Origin of the sequence: Pseudarthrobacter sp. NIBRBAC000502771 (assembly GCF_006517215.1) — a bacterium.
Classification (GTDB): domain Bacteria; phylum Actinomycetota; class Actinomycetes; order Actinomycetales; family Micrococcaceae; genus Arthrobacter; species Arthrobacter niigatensis.
In genome coordinates, this window is sequence record NZ_CP041187.1 from 3,117,800 (window position 1) to 3,142,193 (window position 24,394).

Sequence of the window (24,394 nt, forward strand, 5' to 3'; positions counted from 1 at the left end):
GGGGACCCGCTGATGCCCAGCACGCTTCCCCTCGGCGACCCGGCGCCGTCGGACGGTCTGCTGCCTGCCCAGGCAGCAGACGGTGCGGCGGCCCGGGCCTTTGGCCTGTATGTCCACATCCCGTTCTGCGCGGTGCGCTGTGGGTACTGCGACTTCAACACCTACACCGCCACGGAACTGGGTGGCGGCGCGTCACAGGACGCCTACGCCCAAACGGCAGTATCGGAAGTGTCATTGGCCGCCAGGGTGATGACCCGTTCCGGGCTGCCGGAGCGCAAGCTCAGCACTGTCTTTTTCGGGGGCGGCACGCCCACCCTGCTTCCGGCCGATGACCTCGCCCTGATCCTTCGCGCCGCCATTGACCGGTGGGGCATCGAGGACGGCGCCGAGGTCACCACGGAAGCCAACCCGGATTCGGTCACGCCGGAGTCCCTTGCCGTCCTCAAGGAGGCGGGCTTCACCAGGGTCTCCTTTGGGATGCAGTCCGCCGTCCCGCACGTGCTCAAGGTCCTGGACCGCACCCACACCCCCAGCAGGGTTCCGCAGGTGGTGCAGTGGGCGCGGGAGGCAGGGCTGGATGTCAGCCTGGACCTGATTTACGGGACGCCGGGGGAGTCGCTGGCCGACTGGCGACACTCCCTGGAAACTGCCCTGTCCTACCAGCCGGACCACATCAGCGCCTACGCCCTGATTGTCGAGGACGGGACCAAGCTGGCGGCGCAGATGCGCCGCGGCGAGGTGCCGGGAATTGACGACGACGACCACGCCGACAAGTACGAACTCGCCGACCAGCTCATCACCGACGCCGGGCTCGGCTGGTATGAGGTCAGCAACTGGGCGCGGAGCCCGGAGCACGCGTGCCGCCACAACCTGGCCTACTGGCGTGGCGACGACTGGTGGGGCATCGGCCCCGGCGCGCATTCGCACGTGGGCGGGGTGCGCTGGTGGAACGTGAAGCACCCGTCCGCTTATGCCAACCGACTGTCCCAGGGGCATTCGCCCGCGGCGGGCCGGGAAACCCTTGACGCCGGAACCAGGAACATGGAGCGGGTGATGCTGGAGGCGCGCCTGCAGTCAGGGCTTGAGGTTTCGGCCCTCAGCGCCGGGGGCAGGCACCAGGTTGCCGGGCTCATCGCTGACGGCCTGGTGGAGCCGGCCGCCGCTTTCAAGGGCCGCCTTGTCCTTACGCTGAAGGGCAGGCTCCTGGCGGACGCTGTGGTCCGCCGCGTCCTTCCGGACTGACGGCCGCCGGCGCGTCCAGGGGGAGGGCCTGCGCCGCTACTTGAGCCAGCGCAGGTTGTACTGGTAGCGGTGCGGCTGGCCCTTGTTGACGTGGATTCCTGCGGCCACCGAGAAGCAGGTCAGCGCCACCCAGATCAGGGTCGCGATCACGGCGAAGATGTTGCCAACATAGGGGATGAACACCAGGATGTTGGCCAGCACGGCGGCGATGGTGGGCGGCAGGCTGAAGTTCAGCGCCTCTTTGGATTCCTGCGCGGTGAACGGCCCGCGGTCGCGGAAGATCAGGTAGATCAGCAGCGAGGGGACACAGCCAAGGATCCCGCCGAAATGTGCCAGCGTGGCCCATTGGCGGTCTTCGCTGGCCGTGAGCGGCAGGGCATTGGCGGGGACGCCATGGTACTCGGAGCGGCCCTGGCCATCCCTGTGATCACGTGCGTTTTCTGCCACAGTCTGTTCCTTCGGAGATGCAAGTGGTGCTGACGTCAAATACGGGCGCGTAGTGCAATGCCCCTGAAAAAGGCGGCATTGCACTACCAAGAATACTGGCTTCCGGCGCGGTGTCCGCCCCTCAGGGCACGGTGAGGAAGTCGATGACTTCCTCAACCCGCCCCAGCAGCGATGCTTCCAGGTCGGCGTAGGTGCGTACGGCGCCCAGCAGCTTCTGCCATCCGAGGCCGATGTCTTCCTTGGTCGCATGCGGCCAGCCGAAGGCTTTGAGGATCCCGGTCTTCCAATCCTGTCCGCGGGGCACGGCCGGCCACTTGTCGATGCCCAGGACCGCCGGCCGGATGGCCTGCCAGACGTCAACATAGGGGTGTCCCACGATCAGGACATTCCCGGCCGCGCCGGGGGATGCCATGACCGCGTCGGCAATGCGGGACTCCTTGGAATCCGGAACGAGGTGGTCCACAAGGACGCCGAGCCGCCGGCCGGGACCGGGGTTGAAGCCGGCAACCGCCGCCGCCAGATCATCGATGCCATGCAGGGGTTCGACGACGATGCCTTCCACCCGAAGGTCGTCGCCCCAGACCTTTTCCACGAGTTCGGCGTCGTGCTTGCCCTCCACCCAGATGCGGCTTGCCTTGGCCACCTGGGCCCGCTGGCCGGCGACCCGGACAGAACCGGAGGCCGTCCTGCCGGCAACCGGAGCGCCGGCAGCCGGCCGCGGCGCCGGGGGTATGAGCCTGATGGGGCGGCCCTCCAGGAGGAAACCGAAGCCCAGCTTGAAGGACCGGGACTTCCCGCGGCGGTCCTCCAGGGCAACCACGTGCATCCCTCCGGACTTTTCCACCCGCGTCACGGCGCCTACCCAGCCTGACTGCACATCCTCCAGCACCATGCCCCGCTCCACCGGCACCTCGGGCAATTCCGACTTGGCCGGGGCGGAAATGCCGCGGGGCCCCCAGTTTTGGTAATCCATGGATTCGATCCGCCTAGCGCTAGGTCCTCCGCACCGGAATTTCGCCCGGAGCGGTACCAATGCTAACAACGGGCCAAGGCATAATAGACTGTTAGCACTTAGGCATGTCGAGTGCTAACAAGGTGGCATCTGGCGGGGCATGGGCCCTGCACCATGGATGGAGGTGGAGAGTGAGCGAGCCACGCAAACTGGAAGTGCTGCGGGCCATCGTGGAGGACTACGTCCACTCCCGCGAGCCGGTTGGGTCGAAAGCCCTGGTTGAGCGGCACCACCTTGGGGTTTCCAGCGCAACCATCCGGAATGACATGGCGGCCCTTGAGGACGAGGGATTAATCACGGCCCCCCACACCAGTGCAGGGCGGATTCCCACGGACAAGGGCTACCGGCTTTTCGTTGACCAGATCTCGGCGGTCAAACCGCTGTCGGCGGCCGAACGCCGGGCCATCCAGTCCCTCCTTGAAGGCGCAGACGATCTCGACGACGTCCTGGACCGCACCGTCCGGCTGCTGTCGCAGCTGACCAACCAGGTGGCTGTGGTCCAGTACCCGCACCTCAGCAAGGCCTTGGTGCGCCACATCGAATTCGTGCTGCTTGCCCCCCGCAAGGTGCTGGTGGTCCTCATTGCCAACAGCGGCAAGGTGGAGCAGCGGGTCATCGACGTCGGCCAGGACCTGAGCGACGACGCAGTGGCAGCACTCCGCACGCGTTTCCTCGCCGCACTGTCCGGGACGCCGCTGAGCCGGCTTGCCACGGCGCTTCCCTCCGTCGTGGCCGGCACGGCACAGGCACAGCGGCAGGCTGCGCACGCCCTGGCACTTGGCCTCGAGGGGCTGGCGCAAAACACCAGGGAGGACCGGATGGTCATGGCCGGGACAGCCAACCTGGCCCGGTCAAACGTTGACTTCCCCCTCAGCATCGGTCCCGTGCTCGAGGCCCTCGAGGAGCAGGTGGTGATGCTGCGGTTGCTGAGCGAGATGGCCCAGGACCACCGCGGCGTTGCCGTCAGCATCGGAAGGGAAAACCCCTACGACGGCCTGGCCGAAGCGTCGGTAGTGGCCACCGGCTACGGCCCCGACAGCGTCGCCAAGGTAGGAATCCTCGGGCCCACCAGGATGGACTACCCCACCACCATGGCCGCCGTCCGGGCAGTGGCCCGGTACCTTTCCAGGATTTTGGGGCCCTGACCCGCGCGGCCGGAGCATGTTCCGGCCGGGAACAACGGGCCGGGCCGCCCGACTGAACGCAGTACAACAAGGAAGAGATACGAACTTTGAGCAGCCACTATGACGTCCTTGGAGTCTCACCCGAAGCTACGGGCGAAGAGATCAAAAAGGCCTACCGCAAACTGGCCCGCACCCTCCACCCGGACGTAAACCCCGGTGAGGATGCCTCGGAACGCTTCAAGGCAGTAACTCACGCCTACGAGGTCCTCTCCGACCCCCAGAAGCGGCGGATCTACGACACCACGGGCAACGAGAACGGCACGGACAACGGCTTCGGCGGAGCCGGCTACGCGGGCCAGGGCTTCGCATTCCAGGACATCTTCGACACCTTCTTCGGCGCCGGGGGCAGCTCCGGCCCGGCTTCCCGTGTCCGCCGCGGCCAGGACGCCCTCATCAGCGTCCGGATCGACCTTCGCGACGCCGTGTTCGGCGTGAACAAGAAGCTCGAAGTGGACACCGCCGTGGTCTGCCCCACCTGTGAGGGATCCTGCTGCCGGCCCGGCACCCACCCCGAGCGCTGCGACATCTGCGGCGGCAGCGGCCAGGTCCAGCGGGCCGTCCGCTCCATCCTGGGCCAGGTCATGACTGCGGCCCCCTGCGGCACCTGCGAAGGCTTCGGCACCGTCATCAAGGACCCCTGCAACGAATGCAGCGGCCAGGGCCGGATCCGCAGCCGGCGTTCACTGACCATCAAAGTCCCCGCCGGCGTAGCCACCGGAACCAGGATCCAGCTCTCCGGGCAGGGTGAGGCCGGCCCGGCGGGCGGCCCCGCCGGCGACCTGTACGTGGAAATCCGCGTCAACAATGACGCCACCTATGTGCGGGAAGGCGACGACCTGCACGCCACCCTGCACATCCCCATGACTGCCGCTGCCCTGGGCACCGACGTCAACCTGGAAACCTTCGACGGCACCCAGGACATCGACGTCAAGCCGGGAACACAGTCCGGCGAGGTCATCACCCTGCGCGGCCTTGGTGTCACCCACCTGCGCGGCTACGGCCGCGGGGACCTGAAGGTCCACCTCCAGGTGGACACCCCGGCCAAGCTCGACCCGGCGCAGGAAGACCTCCTCCGGCAGCTCGCCAAGCTTCGCGGGGAACAGATCACAGAGGGAAAGCTCGCTGCCAGCGGCGGCATGTTCGCCAAGCTCCGGGACCGGTTCGGTAACCTGTAGCGGTGAGCAATCCCGTCTTCTTCACACCCGCCGGGTCGCTGGCCGGAATGGCCCCCGGCGGCCACTTTGTCCTGGACGGTTCCGAGGCACGCCACGCAGTCACGGTTAAACGGCTGTCGCCGGGAGAGCCGGTGGACATCGTCGACGGGGCCGGCACCCGCATGACCGGAAAGGTCGTCTCCGCTGCACCCTCCGGCCTTGAAGTGGAGTGCGGTGCCGTGGCCACGGATGAAATGCCGGACGTACGGCTGGTGCTGGTCCAGGCGCTGGCCAAGGGAGATCGTGACGAGCTGGCGATCGAGACGGCCACCGAACTGGGGATCGACGCCGTCATACCGTGGCAGTCGGAACGGTCGATCGTCCGCTGGAAGGGCGACAGGGCCGCCCGCGCCCACGCCAAGTGGGAATCCGCCGTGGCGGCAGCCGCCAAACAGGCCCGGCGGGCCTGGATTCCCGAAGTCCGGGCAGCGGTTGAAACAGCAGGGCTGTCCGCTGCAGTGGAGGCCGCTGACCTGGCAGTCATCCTGCACGAAGACGCAGTGCGCCCGCTGCGTGCTGTCCTTGAACAGTGGCAGGGGAATGCCCGGACGGGAATCCTGGAAGTCCTTCTGATTGTCGGTCCGGAGGGTGGAATCAGCCCGCGGGAAGTAACGAAACTCTGCGACAAAGGTGCCGTGACTGCCCTGTTGGGGCACCACGTCCTGCGGTCCTCCACAGCCGGTCCCGCCGCCGTCGTGCTTGCAAGCGACATCCTTGGCCGGTGGACCGCTACCTGACTTTGAAGGACCTCGTGTCCTCATTGCGGTCCGGCTCCCCGCCGGAACCTGCCTGGGCCACCCGGAGCTCATAGTCGCCCGGCGGAAGGTTGAGCGCCAGCGTGAAAACTCCCGCCTGGCCCTGCCCGGCGGCCGCCGTGGTTTCTCCGGTCAGGAAGGGCGATTTGCTGCCACCGTCCCCGGACTGCAGGATTTGCCAGTGCAGCTTTGCCCCCGGCGACGTGCTGCGGCCGGTGATTTTCACGCTGCCGCTGGGCACCTCGGTGTTTTCCTGGGGATCGATGATCCAGACCGGTGCCACCAGGCCGGCGGCCCGGGTCATCAGCGCGCCCAGCTGGACTTTTCCGAACGCCACGTAGTCCGTGTGGCCGTCCACCAGGATCCGGACCCGGACCTGCTGCCCGGTGTCGATCAGGCCCGAGCTGGCAGCGGCGGCGGTGGCCGTATAGATCAGCTGCTGGATGGCACGGGCTGCCATATCAGCGTCGAGGTTGCTGTTGAAGGCATCTGCGGAGACGTCAACGGTGATGATGTCCTTGCCTGAAATGGACGTGGCAAGTTTGTCCGGGTTCTGCCACGGCGTGAAGAAGTCAGGGTCAAGCGGTTTCTCTGACATCATGGCGCGCAGGGCGCGGGTCACCGGGTTTTCCTGTTCCGGGACGTCCCGGAACTCGCGGTAGAGGAAGACGTTCCCGCCCGTGCGGCCGATCCAGTACACGGGCGCCTTGTTGGAGGACTGGGTGGTTTCCAGGGGGGCGCTGGTGGAGGGAGCGTCCGGCATGGTGCCGCCTGTGGCGGGGACCGAGGCGACGGTCCCCGTGGGGGCTGGTCCGCCTTCGGCAGTGCAGGCAGTGAGGACCGGAACGAGCACCAGGATTCCTGCCAGGACGGCCGGGCGCAGGCGGCCCATGGGTCGTCCTGCCCTTTCGGGCACAGAGGTTTCCGGCACTGTCCTGCCCTTGTCCTTTCATGGCGTGGCGGGCCGATCCCCCTGGCGGCCTGGCGTTCCAGCAGATGCTGGATTTCCAGCATTACACAGGGGAGGGCCGCCCCAACCGCGCATTCGCCTCCCCGGCCCCAACTGCAACGGGAACGATATGAGGCCGATATGAAGTTGATACCAAACGCTGCTTTTCGCTGCCCGCAAACGGCTCTTCAGGGTGGCGGAGGTGCAGGTCACTGGCCCGGCAGGTATCCGGCCGGGGCGTGTGCTGGCGTAAGATAAAGGGACCGCCGGCAGGTGCCCCGTTCATCGGGTATCGGCTGCAGCGAACAACTGATGTCGATCTTTGAGGGGACCACGGGCCTGCGGGCCAGCACCATGACTGAATCAGCAAATGGTAAGCGCCGGCTCAACACGGGCGATGGCAGTCCGGGGGAATTCCCGCACTCCCTTCCCGGCATCCGGACCGAAGTAGTCCTCTTCGAGAACTCCGACCAGATGGTTCAGTCGCTCGGCAGTCATGACGAGGCACTGCGGTTCATCGAGGAGCAGTTCCCGGACGTCAACTTCCATGCCCGCGGCAACGAACTGTCCATCAGCGGACCGGTCAGCGACGTTCCCCGCATCATGCGGCTCCTCCAGGAGGTCCGTGGCCTTGTGGCCCGGGGCACCGTCATCACCCCAGCGGTGCTGCAACAGCTGGTGGCCCTCCTCCGCACGCAGTCGCTGCAGAATCCCGTGGACGTGCTCACGCACGACATCCTCTCCAGCCGCGGCAGGACCATCCGGCCCAAGACGCTCAACCAGAAGACCTACGTTGACGCCATCGACGCCAACACGGTGATCTTCGGCATCGGCCCGGCCGGTACCGGCAAGACCTACCTGGCCATGGCGAAAGCCGTGCAGGCACTGCAGCAAAAGGAAGTCAGCCGGATTATCCTCACGCGCCCGGCGGTAGAGGCGGGGGAGCGTCTCGGGTTCCTGCCCGGCACCCTCAGCGACAAGATCGATCCCTACCTGCGGCCGCTCTACGACGCCCTGCACGACATGATGGACCCCGAATCCATTCCCCGGCTCATGGCCGCCGGCACCATCGAAGTGGCACCCCTCGCCTACATGCGCGGACGCACCCTCAACGACGCCTTCATCATCCTCGACGAAGCCCAGAACACCACGCCGGAACAGATGAAGATGTTCCTCACCCGGCTCGGGTTCGGGTCCAAGATGGTGGTCACCGGAGACGTCACCCAAGTGGACCTTCCCCTTGGGACGCGATCCGGGCTGCGGATCGTCGAAGAAATCCTGCAGGGAATCGAGGGCGTGAACTTCTCCGTCCTGGACGCCGCCGACGTCGTCAGGCACAGGCTCGTCGGCGACATCGTCAACGCCTACAGCATCTGGGACGAAGCCCAGCGGAGCCGCGTCAAGCATTCAGCAAGCCGCGAAAAACGGGGGGAACACGCGTGAGTATCGAGGTCAACAACGAGTCCGGCATCCAGGTGGATGAGTCCGCGCTTGTGGCCCTGTCACGGTACATCTTCGAACATCTTTACATCCATCCGCAGGCCGAACTGTCCATCCTCCTCGTGGACGAGCCGGCCATGGAGAAGCTGCACATTGAACTGATGGACGAACCGGGCGCCACGGATGTGCTCTCGGTGCCCATGGACGAATTGACCCCCGGGACACCCGGCCGGCCCACGCCCCAGGGCATGCTGGGCGACATCGCCATCTGCCCGCAGGTCGCCAAGGTCCAGGCCAGGAACGCCGGGCATTCGCTGCAGGACGAAATGCTGCTGCTTACCACGCACGGCATCCTTCACCTGCTGGGCTACGACCACGCCGAACCGGAAGAGAAGGCGGAGATGTTCGGGCTCCAGCGGGAACTCCTGTCCGGCTTCACCGGCAAAGAAGCACCTGCCGAGACCACCCAGTGACACAACTGCTGCTGGTTGCGGTGGCTCTGGTCTTCCTTGCCGTCGCAGCCCTGCTGACGGCGGCCGAGGCTGCCTTCAGCTTCCTTCCGCGGCACGACGCTGAAGAGGCACTCCACAGGAGCCGCGACACTGCGATGCGCCGCATCCTGGCTGAACCCGTGGCCCACACCCGGGCGCTTCGCTTCTGGCGCGTCTGGTTCGAAATGGCCTCCGCGGTGGCCGTCGCCGTCCTGATCGCAAGCCTGCTCGACAACGTTTGGCTCGCAGGACTTGTCGCCACCGGCATCATGGCCGTCCTGGGGTTCGTGATCGTTGGGGTCTCACCCCGCCAGCTCGGCAGGCTGCACTCCTCCGCGGTCGTCCGCTTCACCGCCCCGATGGTCCGGTTCCTCACCAGCGTGCTGGGTCCCATCCCGGGCTGGCTGGTGGCTTTGGGAAGTTCGGCAGCTCCAGGCGCACCCGGCGGCGACGACGCGTTCTTCAGCGAGCAGGAGTTCCGGGAACTCGTTGACCGCGCCAGCGAGTCCGACATGATCGAGGACACCGAAGCCGAAATGATCCAGTCGGTCTTCGACTTCGGCGATACCCTGGTGCGGGCCGTCATGGTCCCCAGGACGGACATCGTCAGCATCGACGCCGGCTCCAGCCTCCACCAGGCGATGTCGCTGTTCCTGCGCTCGGGATATTCGCGGATCCCGGTCATCAACGAGAACACGGACCACATCCTCGGCATCGTTTACCTCAAGGACGTGGCCGCCGTCATCCACCAGATGGGACCCGGGCAGGTGCCGCCGCTGGTCGAATCACTGGCCCGCGAGGTGCGCTATGTGCCCGAGTCGAAGCCCGTCAGCGACCTCCTGCGCGAGCTGCAGAAGGAGTCCACGCACGTGGCCATCGTCATCGACGAGTACGGCGGCACCGCCGGGCTGGTAACCCTCGAGGACCTGATCGAGGAGATCGTGGGCGAGATCGTGGACGAATACGATACCGAGAGCGCCGAAGCCGTGGCGCTGGGGGACGGCTCCTACCGGGTCAGCGCCCGCATGGGCATCGACGACCTCGGCGAGCTTTTCGACCTCGAAATTGACGACGACGAGGTTGACACAGTGGGCGGCCTCCTCGCGAAGGCGCTCGGCCGTGTCCCCATCGTGGGAAGCAGCGTTGACGTGCAGGGCGTCTCGCTGCGGGCCGAACGGCTCGAGGGCCGGCGGAACCGCGTCAGCCACATCATTGCGGCGCCCGTACCAAGAGTAGAGACTGACCTTGAAGGCCTCCTCGAGGAGGCCGAAACAACCCAGCAGGGAGTTCCACGTGAGCAAGAAAAGTAAGGCTGCCGAACCGGACGACTTCGGCGGTTTCCGCGCGGGGTTTTCTGTCCTGGTTGGCAGGCCCAACGCGGGCAAGTCCACCCTGACCAATGCATTGGTAGGGAAGAAGGTGGCCATTACCTCCGCCAAGCCGCAGACTACCCGGCACACCATCCGGGGCATCGTGCACCGCGACGACGCCCAGCTGATCCTGGTGGACACGCCGGGGCTGCACCGTCCCCGCACCCTCCTCGGCAAGCGCCTCAATGACCTGGTGGCCGACACCCTCGCCGAAGTGGACGCCATCGGCTTCTGCCTGCCTGCCAACGAAAAGATCGGGCCCGGCGACAAGTTCATCGCCGCCCAACTTGCAGCCGTGGGCCGCAAGCCTGTGATCGCCATCGTCACCAAAGCCGACCTCGTGGACAAGCAGGCACTGACGGAACAGCTCCTGGCCGTTGCCGCCCTGGGCCGCGAGGTGATGGGCGAGGACGGCTGGAAGGACATCGTCCCCGTTTCCGCCGCCGACGGTTTCCAGGTGGAAACGGTGGCCGATGTGCTCATCAGCCACATGCCGCCGTCGCCCCCGCTGTACCCGGACGGGGAATTGACGGACGAACCCGAGGCTGTCATGGTGGCAGAACTGATCCGCGAAGCAGCCCTGGAGGGTGTCCGGGATGAGCTTCCGCACTCCCTCGCCGTCGTGGTGGAGGAAATTGTTCCCCGTGATGACCGGCCGGAAGACAGCCCCCTGTTGGACGTGCGTGTCAACCTCTACGTCGAGCGCCCCTCACAGAAGGCCATCATCATCGGCAAGGGCGGTGCCCGCCTGCGTGAAGTCGGTACCAACGCGCGCAAAGGCATCGAAGCCCTCCTTGGCACGCGCATCTACCTTGATCTCCATGTCAAGGTGGCCAAAGACTGGCAGCGGGACCCGAAACAACTGGTCAAACTCGGTTTCTGACCAGCATTGGGACTGTTCGCGGGCGCGTGCAAGGTAAGTTGACCAGACTGGACCACTAAAATGGACCGGATTTCGTTTTTAAAGGAAGGTTCACCACGTGGGTCGAGGCCGCGACAATCGCGACAACGGGGCTGACCTGTCAGCCGGACCGGGACCGGTATCCCGTCACGCGGACAGCCATACCGTGGGTGCCGCACGGCACCTCGGGCCCCTGCGGAGCATGCCCTTGTGGTTGAAGGCCGTCACCGGGGTGGTGGCGCTGGTCCTCGTCGCGGCTGCTGCGTTCGCCGGATTTTGGTTCTTCCGGCTCCAGAACAACATCTCCAAGGCGCCGTTGAACGCGGGCGGGGAGAGCACCGAGTCGCCGGGGAACGATGCCACGGGCCGGCTGCAGATCCTGATCCTCGGCTCGGACACGCGCGACGGGAAGAACTCGGAGTATGGGACTGCCGATGATTCCACCGGGTACGGCAAGTCCGATGTGATGATGCTGATGGACATCTCCGAGGACAACAAGCGCGTCAACGTCATCAGCTTTCCCCGCGACCTGCTGGTGGACATCCCCGACTGCAAGGACACCAAGACCAAAAAGGATTACCCGGCACGCACCGGAGTCATGATCAATGAGGCCATGAGCGAGGCCGGCATCGGCTGCGCCGTGGACACGGTCAACAAACTCACCGGCATGCAGGTGGACCACTTCATGATGGCGGACTTCAATGCCGTGAAGGAACTTTCCAACGCCGTCGGCGGCGTGGACGTCTGCATCAGCGACGCAGTCTACGACCCTGATTCAAGGCTGCGGCTTCCGGCCGGCACGTCGTCCGTACAGGGCGAGATGGCGCTTTCCTTCCTCCGCACCCGCCACGCCTTCGCCGACGGCAGCGACCTGGGCCGCATCAAGGCCCAGCAGGGCTTCCTCTCGTCGCTGACGCGGAAGATCAAGGACGAAGGCACCCTGTCGGACCCCGCGAAAATGCTGAAGATCGCCGACGTCGTAACCCAGAACCTGACGGTGGATGACGGCCTCGCTTCCGTTCCCACGCTGCTGACCATCGGCAACCGGCTCAAGAACATCGACATCAGCAAGGTGGCGTTCGTTGCGGTGCCCACGACGCCCGCACCCGTCGACCCCAACAGGCTCGTCATCGCAGAACCCGCAGGGGCCCAGCTGTTTTCGGCGCTGCGGAAGAACGTGGACCTGACCGATCCCACTGCGCCCACCACGCCGTCGCCCACGGAGTCGGCACCGCCTTCGGCGGCCCCCACGGAGACCGCTCCGCCGGTTCCGCCGTACAACAAGGCCATCCAGCCGGTCACGGTCGCTAACGGAAGCGGCGTCAACGGCCGTGCCCAGGAGCTGGTCCAGGCGCTGGTAGCCGGCGGCTTCACCCAGACCGGGCAATTCCTCGCCCAGCCGGTCGCCAAGTCAGCGGTCTACTACGGGAATGGCTTCGCGGATGTGGCTGCCGATGTGGCCGCGCTGCTGGGAATCCCTGCCACGCTCATGATTCCCGCCCCGGGCGTGTCCGGCGTTCAGGTGTATGTCGGCAGCGACTTCACCACCGGCACGGCCTACGGAGCGGCAGGTGGCGGAACTGCCGCTGCCTTGCCCCAGGACATTGTCAACCAGACCGCAGGTGACAAGGTCTGCCAGCAGGCCAATCCCGAGCTGATCGTCCGGTAGCAGCAGCGGTTCCTGCGGCGCTCAAGTGCCACCAGCAAGAACATGGGCCCCGCCGAAAACGGCGGGGCCCATGTTGGTGCGCTCCGGTTACCAGATGCTGACCCGCTCGGCGGCCGGCATCCACATTCCATCGTCCTCGGTGACATCGAAGGCCTCATGGAACGGATCGAGGTTCTTCGCTATGGCGTTGGTCCGGAACTCGTTCGGTGAGTGGGGATCGGTCGCAAGCCGGCGGATGGCCTCCTCCTGCCGGATGACCTGGCGCCAGCCCGCGGCCCAGGAAGCGAAGAACCGCTGCTGACCGGTCAGGCCGTCAAGGACCTCCGGTTCCCTGCCGTCGAGGCTGATCAGGTACGCCTTGTAAGCGATGGTGAGCCCTGCCAGGTCGCCGATGTTCTCGCCCAGCGTAAGCCGGCCGTTGACGTGGTGCCCGGGCGCGGCGGTGGGGGAGAGCGCGTCGTACTGCGCCACGAGCCGGGCCGTCAGCGCCTCGAAAGCCTGCCGGTCCTGGTCGGTCCACCAGTTCCGAAGGGCCCCGCCGCCGTCGAACTGTGAGCCCTGGTCATCAAAGCCGTGGCCTATCTCATGGCCGATCACAGCGCCGATGCCGCCGTAGTTGACGGCGTCGTCGGCATCGGCGGTGAAGAACGGCGGCTGCAGGATAGCCGCGGGGAAGACGATCTCGTTCATCATCGGGTGGTAGTACGCATTGACCGTTTGTGGCGTCATCAGCCACTTGTTCCGGTCCACGGGCTTGCCCACCTCATCGAGGTGCCTGTCGACATCGGCGTTGTGGGCGCGTTCCACGTTGCCCAGCAGGTCCTCGGGGTCGATCTCCACGGCCGAATAGTCGATCCACTCGTCCGGGTAGCCAATCTTCGCCCGGAACGCCTCCAGCTTGCGCAGGGCTTCGGCTTTAGTGTCCTCGCCCATCCAGCCGACGTCATTGATGCTGCGGCGGTAGGCCTCGATCAGGTTCGCCACCAAAGTCTGCATCCGCGCCTTGTGGGACTCGGGGAAATGGCGTGCCACGTAGATCTGGCCGACAGCTTCACCGAGGCCTGCTTCGACGACCGCGACGCCGCGCTTCCACCGGTCCTTATTCCTGGGCGTGCCGCTGATGGTGGTGCCGTAGAAGGCAAAGTTGGCGTCCACGAACTCGGAGGACAGATAGGGTGCGGCCGCACTGACGACGCGCATGGCCAGCCACTCCTGCCACGTGCTGACCGGGACTTCGTCCAGGAGCCCGGCAGCGCCGGTGAAGAAGTCAGGAGTGCTGACCACGATTTCAGTGCGCTTGTCCGCATCGATTCCGGCGGCGTCAAACCAGGTGGCAAGCAGGGGGAAGAGCCCGGCGGCCTCCTCCGCCGTCTTGAGGTTGTAGGTCTTCTGCGGGTCCCGGAGGGTGACGTTGTCCCAATGGTGGGACGCGAGCTTTGTCTCCAGCCCGACCACGCGCGCTGCTGCACCCTTCGGATCCGCAACACCGGCCAGTTCGAACATCTTCTCCACGTGTGCCGTGTACGCGGCAACGATCGGGGCGAACTTCCCGTCACGGTAGTAGGACTCATCGGGAAGGCCCAGGCCGCCCTGGCCGGTGTAGAGAAGGACCCGGTCGGGGTTGCCCGCATCCGGCGCGGGGTAGATGTAAAATAAGCCGCCCACGTCCTTGCGGAACAGCCGTCCCGCCAGGGCAATGAGGTCCCGCGCCGAGGCGGTGGCGAAAACTTCCGCGAGTCGCCCGCGGATGGGCTCCATGCCCTTGCCCTCGACGGTGGCTTCGTCCATGAAGCTGCTGTAAAGCCCGCCGATCTTCCGCTCGATCCCGGTGGCGTCGCCGCCCTTGGCCGCGGCCTCCTCGATGATGTCCCGGACGGCAATTTCGGACCCGTCCCGCAGGGCGGTGAAGGTCCCCTCCAGGGGACGGTCATCCGGAATTTCGGTGGCCTTCAGCCAGGCGCCGTTGATGTGCTGGTAGAGGTCGTCCTGCGGCCGGACTGTGTGATCAATGGTGGACAGATCGATCCCCGAAATGGGCACTGCAACTCCTTTGCTGGGACGCCGCTGCCGGGCGGAACACCGCAGAGCGTCTGCATGCTGGACTTTACGGACGGTAGTGCCCTTTCATCTTACGCACCCGTGTTACCCTCAAAGTGTGCGTGCAGAGCTCCTTCTCCTTAGCTGCCGCGGCGAGGCCACAGACGCTATCTAGCGCACGGCCCACCCTCGCTGCGGAGTTTGTGTTGCCCGGCCACCCTTTCACTGAAGATCGATAGAAAAGGCCACGAACATCATGCGTAACGCACAAAAGCCCTCCGGAATGCCCGCCCACCGGTACACGCCGTTCCAGGACCAGATCAAAGTTGAACTCCCGGACCGCACCTGGCCGGACAAGGTCATCACCAAGGCCCCGCGCTGGTGCGCAGTTGACCTGCGCGACGGCAACCAGGCGCTGATCGATCCCATGAGCCCCGCCCGCAAGATGAAGATGTTCGACCTGCTGGTGCGCATGGGCTACAAGGAAATCGAGGTTGGTTTCCCGTCCGCGTCCCAGACGGACTTCGACTTTGTCCGCCAGCTCATCGAAGGTAACCACATCCCGGATGACGTCACCATCCAGGTCCTGACGCAGGCCCGGGAACACCTGATCGAACGGACCTACGAGTCCCTGGTGGGGGCGAAGCAGGCCATCGTCCACCTCTACAACTCCACGTCCGTGCTGCAGCGGCGCGTGGTCTTCAACCAGGACGAGGACGGCATCCTGGACATAGCGCTGCAGGGGGCCCGCCTGTGCAGGAAGTACGAGGAAACCCTCGCTGACACGCACGTGACGTACGAGTACTCACCGGAGTCCTTCACCGGCACGGAACTCGAGTACGCCGTGCGGGTGTGCAACGCCGTCGCCGATGTTTTCGAAGCCTCCGCCGACCGCCAGGTGATCATCAACCTGCCCGCCACTGTGGAAATGGCCACCCCCAACATCTATGCCGATTCCATCGAGTGGATGAGCCGCCACCTGCACCCCCGCGAAGGCATCATCCTCTCGTTGCACCCGCACAACGACCGCGGAACCGGGGTGGCTGCCGCCGAACTGGGCTACATGGCCGGCGCCGACCGCATCGAAGGCTGCCTGTTCGGAAACGGTGAACGGACCGGCAACGTGGACCTGGTGACCCTGGGCCTGAACATGTTCGTCCAGGGCATCGACCCCATGATCGACTTCTCCAACATCGACGACGTCCGCCGGACCGTGGAGTACTGCAACCAGCTGCCGGTTCCCGAGCGTTCGCCGTACGGTGGCGACCTGGTGTTCACCGCTTTCTCCGGATCCCACCAGGACGCGATCAAGAAGGGCTTTGAAGCACTGGAGCGCGACGCCGCAGCGGCCGGCAAGGCCGTGGATGACTTCACCTGGCAGGTTCCTTACCTGCCGGTGGACCCCAAGGACCTGGGCCGCAGCTACGAAGCCGTCATCCGCGTGAACTCCCAGTCCGGCAAGGGCGGCGTGGCCTACCTGCTGAAGAATGAGCACAGCCTGGACCTGCCGCGCCGCGCGCAAATTGAGTTCTCCGGCGTCATCCAGCGCCGCACTGACACCGTGGGCGGCGAGGTCAGCGGAGCACAGCTGTGGCAGATCTTCCAGGACGAGTACCTGCCGTCCGGCAACGCCGAGGGGCAGTGGGGCCGCTACTCCCTGGGCGGGGTCAAGACGGAAACGGATGCCGACGGCGGCATGACGCTTCACGCCTCGCTCACCATCGATGGTGCCCAGGTCAGCCGCACCGGGACGGGAAACGGCCCTATCGCGGCCCTGCTGAACATCCTCCACGAGGACGGCGTGGACGTCCGGGTGCTGGACTACAGCGAGCACGCCCTGTCCGAGGGCGGCAACGCCGCCGCGGCCGCGTATGTCGAATGCGCCGTGGGGGAGCGGGTCCTGTGGGGTGTCGGCATCGATGCGAACACCAGCATGTCCTCCCTCAAGGCCGTCATTTCGGCGGTCAACCGGGCCATCCGGGACGCCCGGGCCTGACACCTGGCGGTGGTGCCGCCGGTTCCAACCGGCCGCACCACCGTACCTGTCGGCAGGCTGCCGGGCAGGATGGGAAGATAGAGCGTGGTTCAACAGTCTTTTGCCTCCCGGGCGTACCGGGACGACGCCGTGGTACTCCGTACCCACAAGCTGGGTGAGGCGGACCGCATCATCACGCTCCTGACCAAGCACCATGGCCAGGTCCGCGCCGTCGCCAAAGGCGTGCGCCGCACCAGCAGCCGGTTCGGTGCCCGGCTTGAACCCTTCATGGTGGCAGACCTGCAACTGGTGTCCGGCCGCACGCTGGACATCGTCACGCAGGCAGTTGCCAAAGGTGCATACGGCGGCAGTATTGCCGCGGATTACGGCAGGTACACGGTTGCCGCCGCCATGACGGAGACCGCGGAGAAACTGACCGATGTGGACGGTGAAGCCGGAACCGCCCAATACAACCTGTTGGTGGGCGCCCTCGCCGCACTGAGCCGCGACGACCACGCCGCAGGCCTCATCCTGGACTCCTACCTGCTTCGTGCCCTGGCCACCGGCGGTTGGGCCCCCAGCTTTACCGATTGCTCGCGCTGCGGAATGCCCGGCCCGCATACAGCGTTTTCCGCACCCCTTGGCGGCATGGTCTGCGCACAGTGCAGGCCGCCCGGGTCACCTGCACCCGCTTCCGAAACCGTTGTCCTGCTGGCAGCCCTGCTGACCGGTGACTGGGCCACTGCGGATGCGTCGTTGCCGCAGCACCGCAAGGAGGCCGCCGGCCTGGTGGCGGCATACCTGCAATGGCATCTTGAACGAGTACTGAAATCCCTCAAACATGTGGAGCGCAGCTGACAGTGGGCTTGGGAAAAAAGAACAATGCACCCCGGAAGCGCACCCATCCCGTGGTGGCCCCGTACCCGCACCCTTCGGGCGCGGTGGCACCCTTCATCCCCGCTGAATTCATTCCCCGGCACGTGGCCATCGTCATGGACGGCAACGGCCGGTGGGCCAACCAGCGCGGCCTGCCCCGGATCGAGGGCCACAAGGCGGGGGAGCCGGCCCTGCTTGATGTGATGGCCGGTGCCATCGAGCTCGGGATTGAGTATGTCAGCGTCTACGCGTTTTCCACCGAGAATTGGCGCCGTTCGCCGGAGGAAGTCCGCTTCCTGATGGGATTTAACAAGGACGTGCTTCGAAGGCAACGGAACCAGTTGGACGACTGGGGGGTGCGCGTGCGCTGGGCAGGCCGCCGGCCGCGCCTTTGGGGTTCCGTGATTCGGGAACTGGAGGAGGCTGAGGAGTTCACCGCCGCCAACACCACCTGCAATTTGACCATGTGTGTTAATTACGGCGGCCGGGCCGAGATAACCGACGCCGTCTCCGCGATCGCTGCGGACGTCGCAGCTGGCAGGCTCAAGCCGGGCGCCATCACCGAGCGGACCATCCAGAAGTACCTGGATGAGCCCGACCTCCCCGACGTGGACCTCTTCCTGCGCAGCTCGGGGGAGCAGCGGCTCTCCAACTTCCTGCTCTGGCAGTCCGCGTATGCGGAGTTCGTCTTCATGGACACGCTGTGGCCCGATGTCGACAGGCGGACCCTTTGGACCGCCGTCGAGGAATATGCCAGGCGGGACCGCCGCTACGGCGGTGCCATAGATGCTGCCGCTGCACCGGCGGATCCCCAGGCGGACTAGCGTTCGCCGTACGCCCGCAGCCAGCGGGCCAGCCGGAAATAGGCGTCGGACCGGACCGGCCCGGGGGAGAGGAAGACGTCATGCAGCGCACCGTCAATCCGCTCGATGGTCACGGTACGGCCCAGGGCAAGTGCCCGGGTGCTGATGATGTTCACATCCAGGACGGCGTCTGTGCGCCGCATTTCTTCGGACCAGAGCAGGCCGTTGGCACTTCCTTTGGACAGCAAGACCAGGATCGGCGCCTCGATGTCCAGGCCGCGCGCCACGCGGGCATGCCCGGCGAGGACTGCCCGCAGCCACCCTGCCCGAACGGGAAAAGCCAGGCGGGGGCGGTAGCGCTCATCAACCGGCCATTCGCCGTCGGCGGCGTCGCTGATGGTACGCCAGTAGTGGCCACGCTCCGGAAGGCGGAGGACCGCCTGCGGGCGCAAGCGGGCCACCGGACGCACCATGCTGGAGGCTGCCCGCCGGACCAGCGAACTTCCGTGCATCTCCAGCCAAGGACTGTTCAGGATCAGCAGGGAGACGGCCTCCGGATGCTGGCTGGTCCACAGGGCCGCCACCAGCCCGCCGGTCGAATGGCCCATCAAAACCAGCGGCCCGGGGATTCCTTCCTGGCGGATCAAGCGGGCGGCTTCTTCGATCTCGGCGTCGTAAGCGGCCAGGTCCGCCACGTAACCCCCAGGTGACTCCGGGCGCAGGCTCCGTCCGTGATTATGCATGTCCAGGGCGTAGAAGTCATAGCCGGCGGTAGCCCAGAACCGGGCCAGGTCAACATTGAAGAAATAGTCGCTCCAGCCGTGCAGGAAGAGCACGGCCCGGCGCGGGCCGCCGTCGGACGCGTTGCCCTGGCCTGGCCTGAGCCGCACCAGGGTTGCTGTCCGGCCCACCCCGTCAGGTCCGGCGGCCGTAAAGGTCTGGGACTCGAAATCCTCCCCCAGGATGTCCTGCTGCCACTGCATGTCCCTCATGCTAGACCGGGACGCCGCGCTGCGCCGGTCCGTTCGGCCGCGTCTCCGTTTTGGTGCGGGGCCCCGGAGACGCGAAACTAAAGGCATGCGCGTTTACCCCACTTTCTTCAGGCTGGCCTTTTCATGGATGGACGCCGAGCGCGCCCACAAGATCGGATTTATGGGCATCCGGCTCGCGCATGCGTCGGGTGCCGGGAGGGTCCTGCAGAAGCTGACTGCTCCGGCGCCATCGCTGCAAACCACCGCCTTCGGCGTGACTTTTCCTTCGCCGTTCGGACTCGCCGCCGGTTTTGACAAGGAAGGCCACGGGATCGAGGCCCTGGCGGACCTTGGATTCGGGCACATCGAAGTAGGCACCATCACTGGACAGGCGCAGCCCGGCAATGACAAGCCGAGGCTTTTCCGCCTGGTCCAGGACCGGGCCGTCATCAACCGGATGGGATTCAACAACGACGGCGCGTCTGCCGTTGCGCCCCGGCTGAAGGCAGCGCGTGCCGCACTCCAGCGCCGCTACCCGGCCGTGCGTCCGGTCATCGGGGTCAACATCGGCAAGACCAAAGTGGTGGAACTTGCCGACGCAGTTGATGACTACCTGGTCAGCGCGCGCAGCCTGGCGCCTGCTGCCGACTACCTCGTGGTGAATGTCAGTTCCCCCAACACCCCCGGACTGCGGCTGCTCCAGGACGTGGAAACACTTCGTCCCCTGCTTACCGCCGTAGGACAGGAAGCCGATCGCGCCGCCGGACGGCACGTACCCCTGCTGGTGAAGATCGCACCGGACCTCAGCGACGAGGACATCGACGACGTTGCGCGCCTTGCCTTGGACCTGAAGCTGGACGGCATCATTGCCACCAACACCACCATCGCCCGCGAAGGGCTGGCATCGCCGGCGGAAACGGTGGAGAAATGCGGTGCCGGCGGATTGTCCGGAGCTCCCCTGAAGCAGCGTTCCCTTGAGGTGCTGAAACGGCTCAAGCACGCCACCGGCAACGCCCTGAGCCTCGTCTCGGTAGGCGGCGTTGAGTCGGCGCAGGACGTCCAGGAGAGGCTCGACGCCGGCGCCACCCTGGTGCAGGGCTACACGGCTTTCCTCTACGAGGGGCCGTTCTGGGCTGCCCGGATCAACAAGCAGCTGGCAAGGAACCGCCGCTGCTGACGCTCGAGCCCCAGGGCGCCCCCGACGGGCGCGGCCCATATCAAAAGCAGGCACCCCGGCGGATTTCCGCCGGGGTGCCTGTGGTTAAGAGGTTGATGGATGGTCAGGCGGGGTACTGGCCGCGCTGCACCTGGGGCTTGGGGAGCCGCAGTTTCCGGAACTGGAGGGACCGCATGGAGCCGTACCAGACCGTGCCGCGCTCCACCTCGCCGAACTTTTCCGCCAGCCGCTTGCGGAGCTTGCGGGACAGGATGAACACGTCCACGAAAACCGCCAGGAACATCACCCAAAAAGCTCCCAGGACGTAGATCATCATGTCGCTGGAGGCCGGAACCACCAGCGACACCAGCACGAAAACCAGGGCACCAAACATCAGGTACTCGCCGAGGTTGAACCGGGCATCCACAAAGTCGCGGGCAAACCGTTTCTGCGGGCCCTTGTCGCGAAGCGGCAGGAACTTCTCATCGCCCGTGTCCAAGGCCCGCCGCATCTTGAGGCGCTGGTCCTGGACGGCCTGGCGTTCGGCGGCCTTGGATGCCTTGCGGTCCTCGGGTACCAGCGGCCGTTTGCGGGCGGCTTCCTGGGCCTTCCGCGTTGGGGTGGGTGCGCCCTTGCCCGCCACGCTTCCTTGCCGTGCCGCCTCCGCTGCCTGCTGGTCTATGGTCTCCTGCGCCGAGGGCGCTTCTTTTCTACGTCCGAACACCTGACCAGAATACCTTGCAGCGGACCGCCTCCTGCCTGCGGTGGCAGGTCCGCTGGCCGGCGGCCAAAAGTGGCGGGGGTAATGTTTTGGCCATGACTTCATCACCTGCGGCAACCCCGCGCAGCACGACCACTACGACAGGACCGGGCCGGGAGGCCAGCGGCGGGACGGAAGACCTTCGGTCCGCTGTAGACCGGTCCTTCGACCAGACCCTGGCACGGCTCAAGGAGTTGGTTGCCATCCCGGGGATTGCGTGGCCCAGCTTCGAGCGCGCCCCCCTGGAGCGAAGCGCCGACGCCGTGGCGGAGCTCCTCCGCGCCGCTGGGATCGACGACGTCCAGGTGCTTTCCGTCAATAGGGACGACGGCACGCCCGGCGGCCCGGCCGTCGTCGCCCGCCGCCCTGCTGCCGCAGGAAAGCCGACTGTCCTCCTCTATGCCCACCACGACGTCCAGCCCGTGGGCGATGAGTCGCTGTGGGAAACCGAGCCCTTTACCGCCGTCGAGAAGGACGGACGGCTGTACGGACGCGGCGCCGCCGACGATAAGGCCGGCATCATGGTGCACATTGCCGCTTATGCAGCTGCAGCCGAGGTCCTTGGCGGTTCCCTGGGCCTCGGCGTGACATTCTTCATCGAGGGCGAGGAAGAAGCGGGGTCGCCCACGTTCCGGACCTTCCTGGAAGCGAACCGGGAACTGCTCCGGGCCGATGTCATTGTGGTTGCCGACTCAAGCAACTGGAAGGTCGGCACGCCTGCCCTCACCACCAGCCTCCGCGGCCTGGTCGACGGCACTGTCGAGGTGCAGGTACTTGACCACGCGGTGCACTCCGGCATGTTCGGTGGGCCGGTCCTGGACGCTCCCACCCTGCTGTCCCGGCTCATTGCCACGCTTCACGACGCCGACGGAAACGTCGCCATCGAAGGGCTGGTGGCCACCGATACGGCTGCCGTGGAGATGCCCGAGGCGGACTACCGCGCCGACGCGTCCGTGCTCGACGGCGTCCGCCTGGCCGGGACGGGAAGCATCGCCTCGAGGCTGTGGACCAAGCCGGCCCTGTCCATCATCGGTTTCGACGCTCCCGCCGTCGAGGTGGCGTCCAACACGCTCCTTCCGCGGGCCAGGGCAAAATTCAGCCTGCGGCTGGCGCCCGGCCAGGTACCGGCCGAGGCCATGGATGCAGTGCGCAGGCACGTGGAAGCCAACGCGCCCTTCGGGGCGAAGGTTGTCTTCACCCCGGGAGAGGCAGGCAACCCCTTCCAGACCGACACATCGTCCCCCGCCGCAACTGTGGCCATGTGGGCACTGGGGGAGGCCTGGGGCGTTCAGGCGGTCGAAACGGGCATCGGCGGGTCCATCCCCTTCATCGCCGACCTCACTGAGTTGTATCCCGGGTCCCAGATCCTGGTGACCGGGGTGGAAGACCCCGATTCGCGTGCGCACAGTGCCAACGAGTCACTGCACATCGGCGACTTCCGCAATGCCATCCTGGCTGAAGCCCTCATGCTCAGCCGGTTGAACAATGAAGGCCTCACCACAGGGAATTGATGGCCGTTCGGAACACCGGCACCTGCCCTGCTGCCAGGGAACAACCGGCGTGCTTTGGCGGTTACGCCAGGAGTTAGAGCTACAGGACTGCCGCGCGTAGCATGTAGCTATAGCCCATACCGTATTTGTAGGGGCAGGCGCCGTTACGGCGACGCCGCCAGACCGTCCTAAGAAGGTAGGCCAATGAGCACCGCAACCAATGAGAACAGCACCGAGACCACCAGCGCTGCCACTGATGAGCTGCCCGTCCACGAGGTCAACCTGACCGACGTCGCGGCAGGCAAGGTCCGCAGCCTCCTGGAACAGGAAGGCCGCACGGACCTCCGTCTCCGCGTCGCCGTGCAGCCCGGCGGCTGCTCAGGGCTGATTTACCAGCTCTACTTCGACGAGCGCCTCCTTGACGGAGATGCCGTCCGCGACTACGACGGCGTCGAGGTTGTCGTCGACAAGATGAGCGTGCCGTACCTCAGCGGTGCCAGCATCGACTTCGAGGACACCATCGCGAAGCAGGGCTTTACCATCGACAATCCGAACGCCGGCGGCTCCTGCGCCTGCGGCGATTCATTCCACTAAGCCGGTTATTTCGCCTGATGTCCGCGCCGGGCTCCCTGCCGTCCAAAACGGCACGGGGGCTCGGCGCCGACATGTGGGCGAAACGCCCGGCGGAGCGGTAAGCTCTACACCGAGTAGTAAAACTTTTTTGTGCCCGGAGCGCCGATAGCTGCCCGGACAACAGCAACAAGTAGGAAGGGCCGTCTGTGAGTTCGCAGAACCGAACCGGCAGCCGACGCAAAACGATCACCACGATCTCAAGCTTGGCTATTGCCGGCGCGTTGGTTTTGACCGGATGTTCGCCAGAGGTAGAGAAAGGGTGGATGCCCACTGAACGTGGCACCACCAGCAACACCGACCGCATCATGGACCTCTGGGTCAACTCCTGGATTGCTGCGCTCGTGGTGGGCACCATTACGTGGGGCCTGATCATCTGGTGCCTGGTCGCTTACCGGCGCCGCAAGGGAACGGTTGGCTTCCCCCGCCAGACCAGCTTCAATCTCCCGCTGGAAGTCTTCTACCTCACCATCCCGATCTTCATGGTCCTGGTGTTCTTCTACTTCACCGACCGCGACCAGCAGGCGATCGATGACCGTTCGCAGCCGGCCGACGTCGTCGTGGACGTCCGCGGCAAGCAGTGGGCCTGGGACTTCAACTACAAGTCCGGCGAGGTCATCCAGGAAGACGTGTACGAGGCCGGCGTCCAGGCCCACCTCACCGGCAACACCATTGACAAGGAACAACTCCCCACCCTGTACCTGCCGGTGAACAAGTCTGTCGACCTGGAACTCAACTCGCGCGATGTCATCCACTCCTTCTGGGTTCCAGCCTTCCTGCAGAAGCGTGACATGATTCCCGGCAAGACCAACTACATCCGCTTCACGCCCACTAAAGAGGGCACCTACGACGGCAAGTGTGCCGAGCTCTGCGGGGAGTACCACTCCGAAATGCTGTTCCGCGTCAAGGTGGTGTCTGAACCTGAGTTCCAGGCCCACATGGACGAACTTAAGGCGGCCGGCAACACTGGTCTACTCGGCAACGAGTATGACCGCAACCCAAACGTGAACGAGATGAAGTAA

Annotated in this window: 22 protein-coding genes; 16 read left to right on the top strand and 6 right to left on the bottom strand. The window is 65.7% G+C overall.

Annotated features, from left to right (window positions below; all coding sequences use genetic code 11):
• Positions 1-12 precede the first annotated feature (12 nt).
• Positions 13-1,242 carry a radical SAM family heme chaperone HemW gene (gene hemW / locus NIBR502771_RS14585; RefSeq protein WP_141160378.1) on the top strand — a complete coding sequence of 410 codons (1,230 nt, stop codon included), beginning with the start codon at positions 13-15 and terminating at the stop codon, positions 1,240-1,242.
• 36 nt (positions 1,243-1,278) lie between these two features.
• Here the strand turns inward: hemW and NIBR502771_RS14590 are convergent, their stop codons facing one another.
• Together NIBR502771_RS14590 and NIBR502771_RS14595 are read right to left on the bottom strand one after the other, a co-directional pair.
• The gene (locus NIBR502771_RS14590; RefSeq protein ID WP_141160379.1) at positions 1,279-1,689 is read right to left on the bottom strand and encodes a DUF4870 domain-containing protein; all 411 of its coding nucleotides are present in this window, start codon (positions 1,687-1,689) and stop codon (positions 1,279-1,281) included.
• Between the two features lie 121 nt (positions 1,690-1,810).
• The gene (locus NIBR502771_RS14595; RefSeq protein ID WP_141160380.1) at positions 1,811-2,662 is read right to left on the bottom strand and encodes a DUF3097 domain-containing protein; all 852 of its coding nucleotides are present in this window, start codon (positions 2,660-2,662) and stop codon (positions 1,811-1,813) included.
• A gap of 170 nt (positions 2,663-2,832) precedes the next feature.
• Between NIBR502771_RS14595 and hrcA the strand changes: the two genes are divergently transcribed.
• The 3 genes from hrcA (at position 2,833) to NIBR502771_RS14610 (ending at position 5,836) form a co-directional block, all read left to right on the top strand.
• Entirely contained in the window at positions 2,833-3,846 is a 1,014-nt protein-coding gene (hrcA, locus tag NIBR502771_RS14600) for a heat-inducible transcriptional repressor HrcA (RefSeq protein WP_141160381.1), read from the top strand.
• An 86-nt stretch (positions 3,847-3,932) separates the two neighbouring features.
• Entirely contained in the window at positions 3,933-5,060 is a 1,128-nt protein-coding gene (gene dnaJ, locus NIBR502771_RS14605; RefSeq protein ID WP_141160382.1) for a molecular chaperone DnaJ, read from the top strand.
• Positions 5,061-5,062: 2 nt separating this feature from the next.
• Positions 5,063-5,836, top strand: a complete 774-nt coding sequence (locus tag NIBR502771_RS14610) for a 16S rRNA (uracil(1498)-N(3))-methyltransferase (RefSeq protein ID WP_141160383.1) — start codon at positions 5,063-5,065, stop codon at positions 5,834-5,836.
• On the opposite strand, the gene NIBR502771_RS14615 is transcribed toward NIBR502771_RS14610, so the two are convergent.
• Positions 5,829-6,746 (bottom strand): GerMN domain-containing protein, encoded by a 918-nt coding sequence (locus NIBR502771_RS14615; RefSeq protein ID WP_141160384.1) that lies wholly within the window; start codon positions 6,744-6,746, stop codon positions 5,829-5,831. The genes NIBR502771_RS14610 and NIBR502771_RS14615 overlap by 8 nt on opposite strands.
• A gap of 411 nt (positions 6,747-7,157) precedes the next feature.
• Here NIBR502771_RS14615 and NIBR502771_RS14620 point away from each other — a divergent pair, with 411 nt between their 5' ends.
• The 5 genes from NIBR502771_RS14620 to NIBR502771_RS14640 all read left to right on the top strand — a co-directional run bounded on the left by NIBR502771_RS14620 (position 7,158) and on the right by NIBR502771_RS14640 (position 12,674).
• On the top strand, positions 7,158-8,246 hold the full coding sequence (locus NIBR502771_RS14620; RefSeq protein ID WP_141160385.1) for a PhoH family protein: 1,089 nt from the start codon (positions 7,158-7,160) through the stop codon (positions 8,244-8,246).
• Positions 8,243-8,716, top strand: a complete 474-nt coding sequence (ybeY, locus tag NIBR502771_RS14625; protein ID WP_141160386.1) for an rRNA maturation RNase YbeY — start codon at positions 8,243-8,245, stop codon at positions 8,714-8,716. Before NIBR502771_RS14620 ends, ybeY begins: the two co-directional genes overlap by 4 nt.
• A complete protein-coding gene (locus NIBR502771_RS14630; protein WP_141160387.1) occupies positions 8,713-10,044 on the top strand; it encodes a hemolysin family protein in 1,332 nt (443 codons plus the stop codon). Before ybeY ends, NIBR502771_RS14630 begins: the two co-directional genes overlap by 4 nt.
• The gene (era, locus tag NIBR502771_RS14635; RefSeq protein WP_141160388.1) at positions 10,028-10,987 is read left to right on the top strand and encodes a GTPase Era; all 960 of its coding nucleotides are present in this window, start codon (positions 10,028-10,030) and stop codon (positions 10,985-10,987) included. The genes NIBR502771_RS14630 and era overlap by 17 nt, the downstream gene beginning before the upstream one ends.
• A 97-nt stretch (positions 10,988-11,084) precedes the next feature.
• Entirely contained in the window at positions 11,085-12,674 is a 1,590-nt protein-coding gene (locus tag NIBR502771_RS14640; protein ID WP_141160389.1) for an LCP family protein, read from the top strand.
• An 87-nt stretch (positions 12,675-12,761) separates the two neighbouring features.
• Here NIBR502771_RS14640 and NIBR502771_RS14645 read toward each other — a convergent pair whose 3' ends face one another.
• The gene (locus tag NIBR502771_RS14645) at positions 12,762-14,714 is read right to left on the bottom strand and encodes a M13 family metallopeptidase (RefSeq protein WP_141160390.1); all 1,953 of its coding nucleotides are present in this window, start codon (positions 14,712-14,714) and stop codon (positions 12,762-12,764) included.
• A 253-nt stretch (positions 14,715-14,967) separates the two neighbouring features.
• Here NIBR502771_RS14645 and leuA point away from each other — a divergent pair, with 253 nt between their 5' ends.
• The 3 genes from leuA (at position 14,968) to NIBR502771_RS14660 (ending at position 18,386) form a co-directional block, all read left to right on the top strand.
• A complete protein-coding gene (gene leuA, locus NIBR502771_RS14650; protein ID WP_141160391.1) occupies positions 14,968-16,707 on the top strand; it encodes a 2-isopropylmalate synthase in 1,740 nt (579 codons plus the stop codon).
• A gap of 84 nt (positions 16,708-16,791) precedes the next feature.
• Complete coding sequence (recO, locus tag NIBR502771_RS14655) at positions 16,792-17,544, top strand: DNA repair protein RecO (protein WP_141160392.1); 753 nt, start codon at positions 16,792-16,794, stop codon at positions 17,542-17,544.
• A 2-nt stretch (positions 17,545-17,546) separates the two neighbouring features.
• Positions 17,547-18,386: an isoprenyl transferase gene (locus NIBR502771_RS14660; RefSeq protein ID WP_141160393.1), complete on the top strand. Its 840-nt coding sequence runs from the start codon at positions 17,547-17,549 to the stop codon at positions 18,384-18,386.
• Here the strand turns inward: NIBR502771_RS14660 and NIBR502771_RS14665 are convergent.
• Entirely contained in the window at positions 18,383-19,348 is a 966-nt protein-coding gene (locus tag NIBR502771_RS14665) for an alpha/beta hydrolase (protein WP_141160394.1), read from the bottom strand. The two genes, NIBR502771_RS14660 and NIBR502771_RS14665, sit on opposite strands and share 4 nt — an antisense overlap.
• Before the next feature lie 94 nt (positions 19,349-19,442).
• On the opposite strand from NIBR502771_RS14665, the gene NIBR502771_RS14670 reads away from it, so the two are divergent.
• On the top strand, positions 19,443-20,513 hold the full coding sequence (locus tag NIBR502771_RS14670) for a quinone-dependent dihydroorotate dehydrogenase (protein ID WP_141160395.1): 1,071 nt from the start codon (positions 19,443-19,445) through the stop codon (positions 20,511-20,513).
• 103 nt (positions 20,514-20,616) lie between these two features.
• Here the strand turns inward: NIBR502771_RS14670 and NIBR502771_RS14675 are convergent, their stop codons facing one another.
• On the bottom strand, positions 20,617-21,216 hold the full coding sequence (locus NIBR502771_RS14675; RefSeq protein WP_141160396.1) for a DUF3043 domain-containing protein: 600 nt from the start codon (positions 21,214-21,216) through the stop codon (positions 20,617-20,619).
• 92 nt (positions 21,217-21,308) lie between these two features.
• Here NIBR502771_RS14675 and NIBR502771_RS14680 point away from each other — a divergent pair, with 92 nt between their 5' ends.
• From NIBR502771_RS14680 to coxB, 3 genes are all read left to right on the top strand, one after another.
• Positions 21,309-22,763, top strand: coding sequence for a dipeptidase (locus NIBR502771_RS14680; protein WP_141160397.1), 1,455 nt, complete (start codon positions 21,309-21,311; stop codon positions 22,761-22,763).
• Between the two features lie 183 nt (positions 22,764-22,946).
• Positions 22,947-23,336: an iron-sulfur cluster assembly accessory protein gene (locus NIBR502771_RS14685; RefSeq protein ID WP_141160398.1), complete on the top strand. Its 390-nt coding sequence runs from the start codon at positions 22,947-22,949 to the stop codon at positions 23,334-23,336.
• Positions 23,337-23,521: 185 nt separating this feature from the next.
• The gene (gene coxB, locus NIBR502771_RS14690; protein WP_109044574.1) at positions 23,522-24,394 is read left to right on the top strand and encodes a cytochrome c oxidase subunit II; all 873 of its coding nucleotides are present in this window, start codon (positions 23,522-23,524) and stop codon (positions 24,392-24,394) included.

Bases quoted from the DNA above. Each gene is read 5' to 3' on its own strand.
- hemW (WP_141160378.1), top strand. From the start codon at position 13: ATGCCCAGCACGCTTCCCCTCGGCGACCCGGCGCCGTCGGACGGTCTG.
- NIBR502771_RS14595 (WP_141160380.1), bottom strand. From the start codon at position 2,662: ATGGATTACCAAAACTGGGGGCCCCGCGGCATTTCCGCCCCGGCCAAG.
- NIBR502771_RS14615 (WP_141160384.1), bottom strand. From the start codon at position 6,746: ATGGGCCGCCTGCGCCCGGCCGTCCTGGCAGGAATCCTGGTGCTCGTT.
- NIBR502771_RS14620 (WP_141160385.1), top strand. From the start codon at position 7,158: ATGACTGAATCAGCAAATGGTAAGCGCCGGCTCAACACGGGCGATGGC.
- leuA (WP_141160391.1), top strand. From the start codon at position 14,968: ATGCGTAACGCACAAAAGCCCTCCGGAATGCCCGCCCACCGGTACACG.
- NIBR502771_RS14665 (WP_141160394.1), bottom strand. From the start codon at position 19,348: ATGCAGTGGCAGCAGGACATCCTGGGGGAGGATTTCGAGTCCCAGACC.
- NIBR502771_RS14670 (WP_141160395.1), top strand. From the start codon at position 19,443: ATGCGCGTTTACCCCACTTTCTTCAGGCTGGCCTTTTCATGGATGGAC.
- NIBR502771_RS14680 (WP_141160397.1), top strand. From the start codon at position 21,309: ATGACTTCATCACCTGCGGCAACCCCGCGCAGCACGACCACTACGACA.
- NIBR502771_RS14685 (WP_141160398.1), top strand. From the start codon at position 22,947: ATGAGCACCGCAACCAATGAGAACAGCACCGAGACCACCAGCGCTGCC.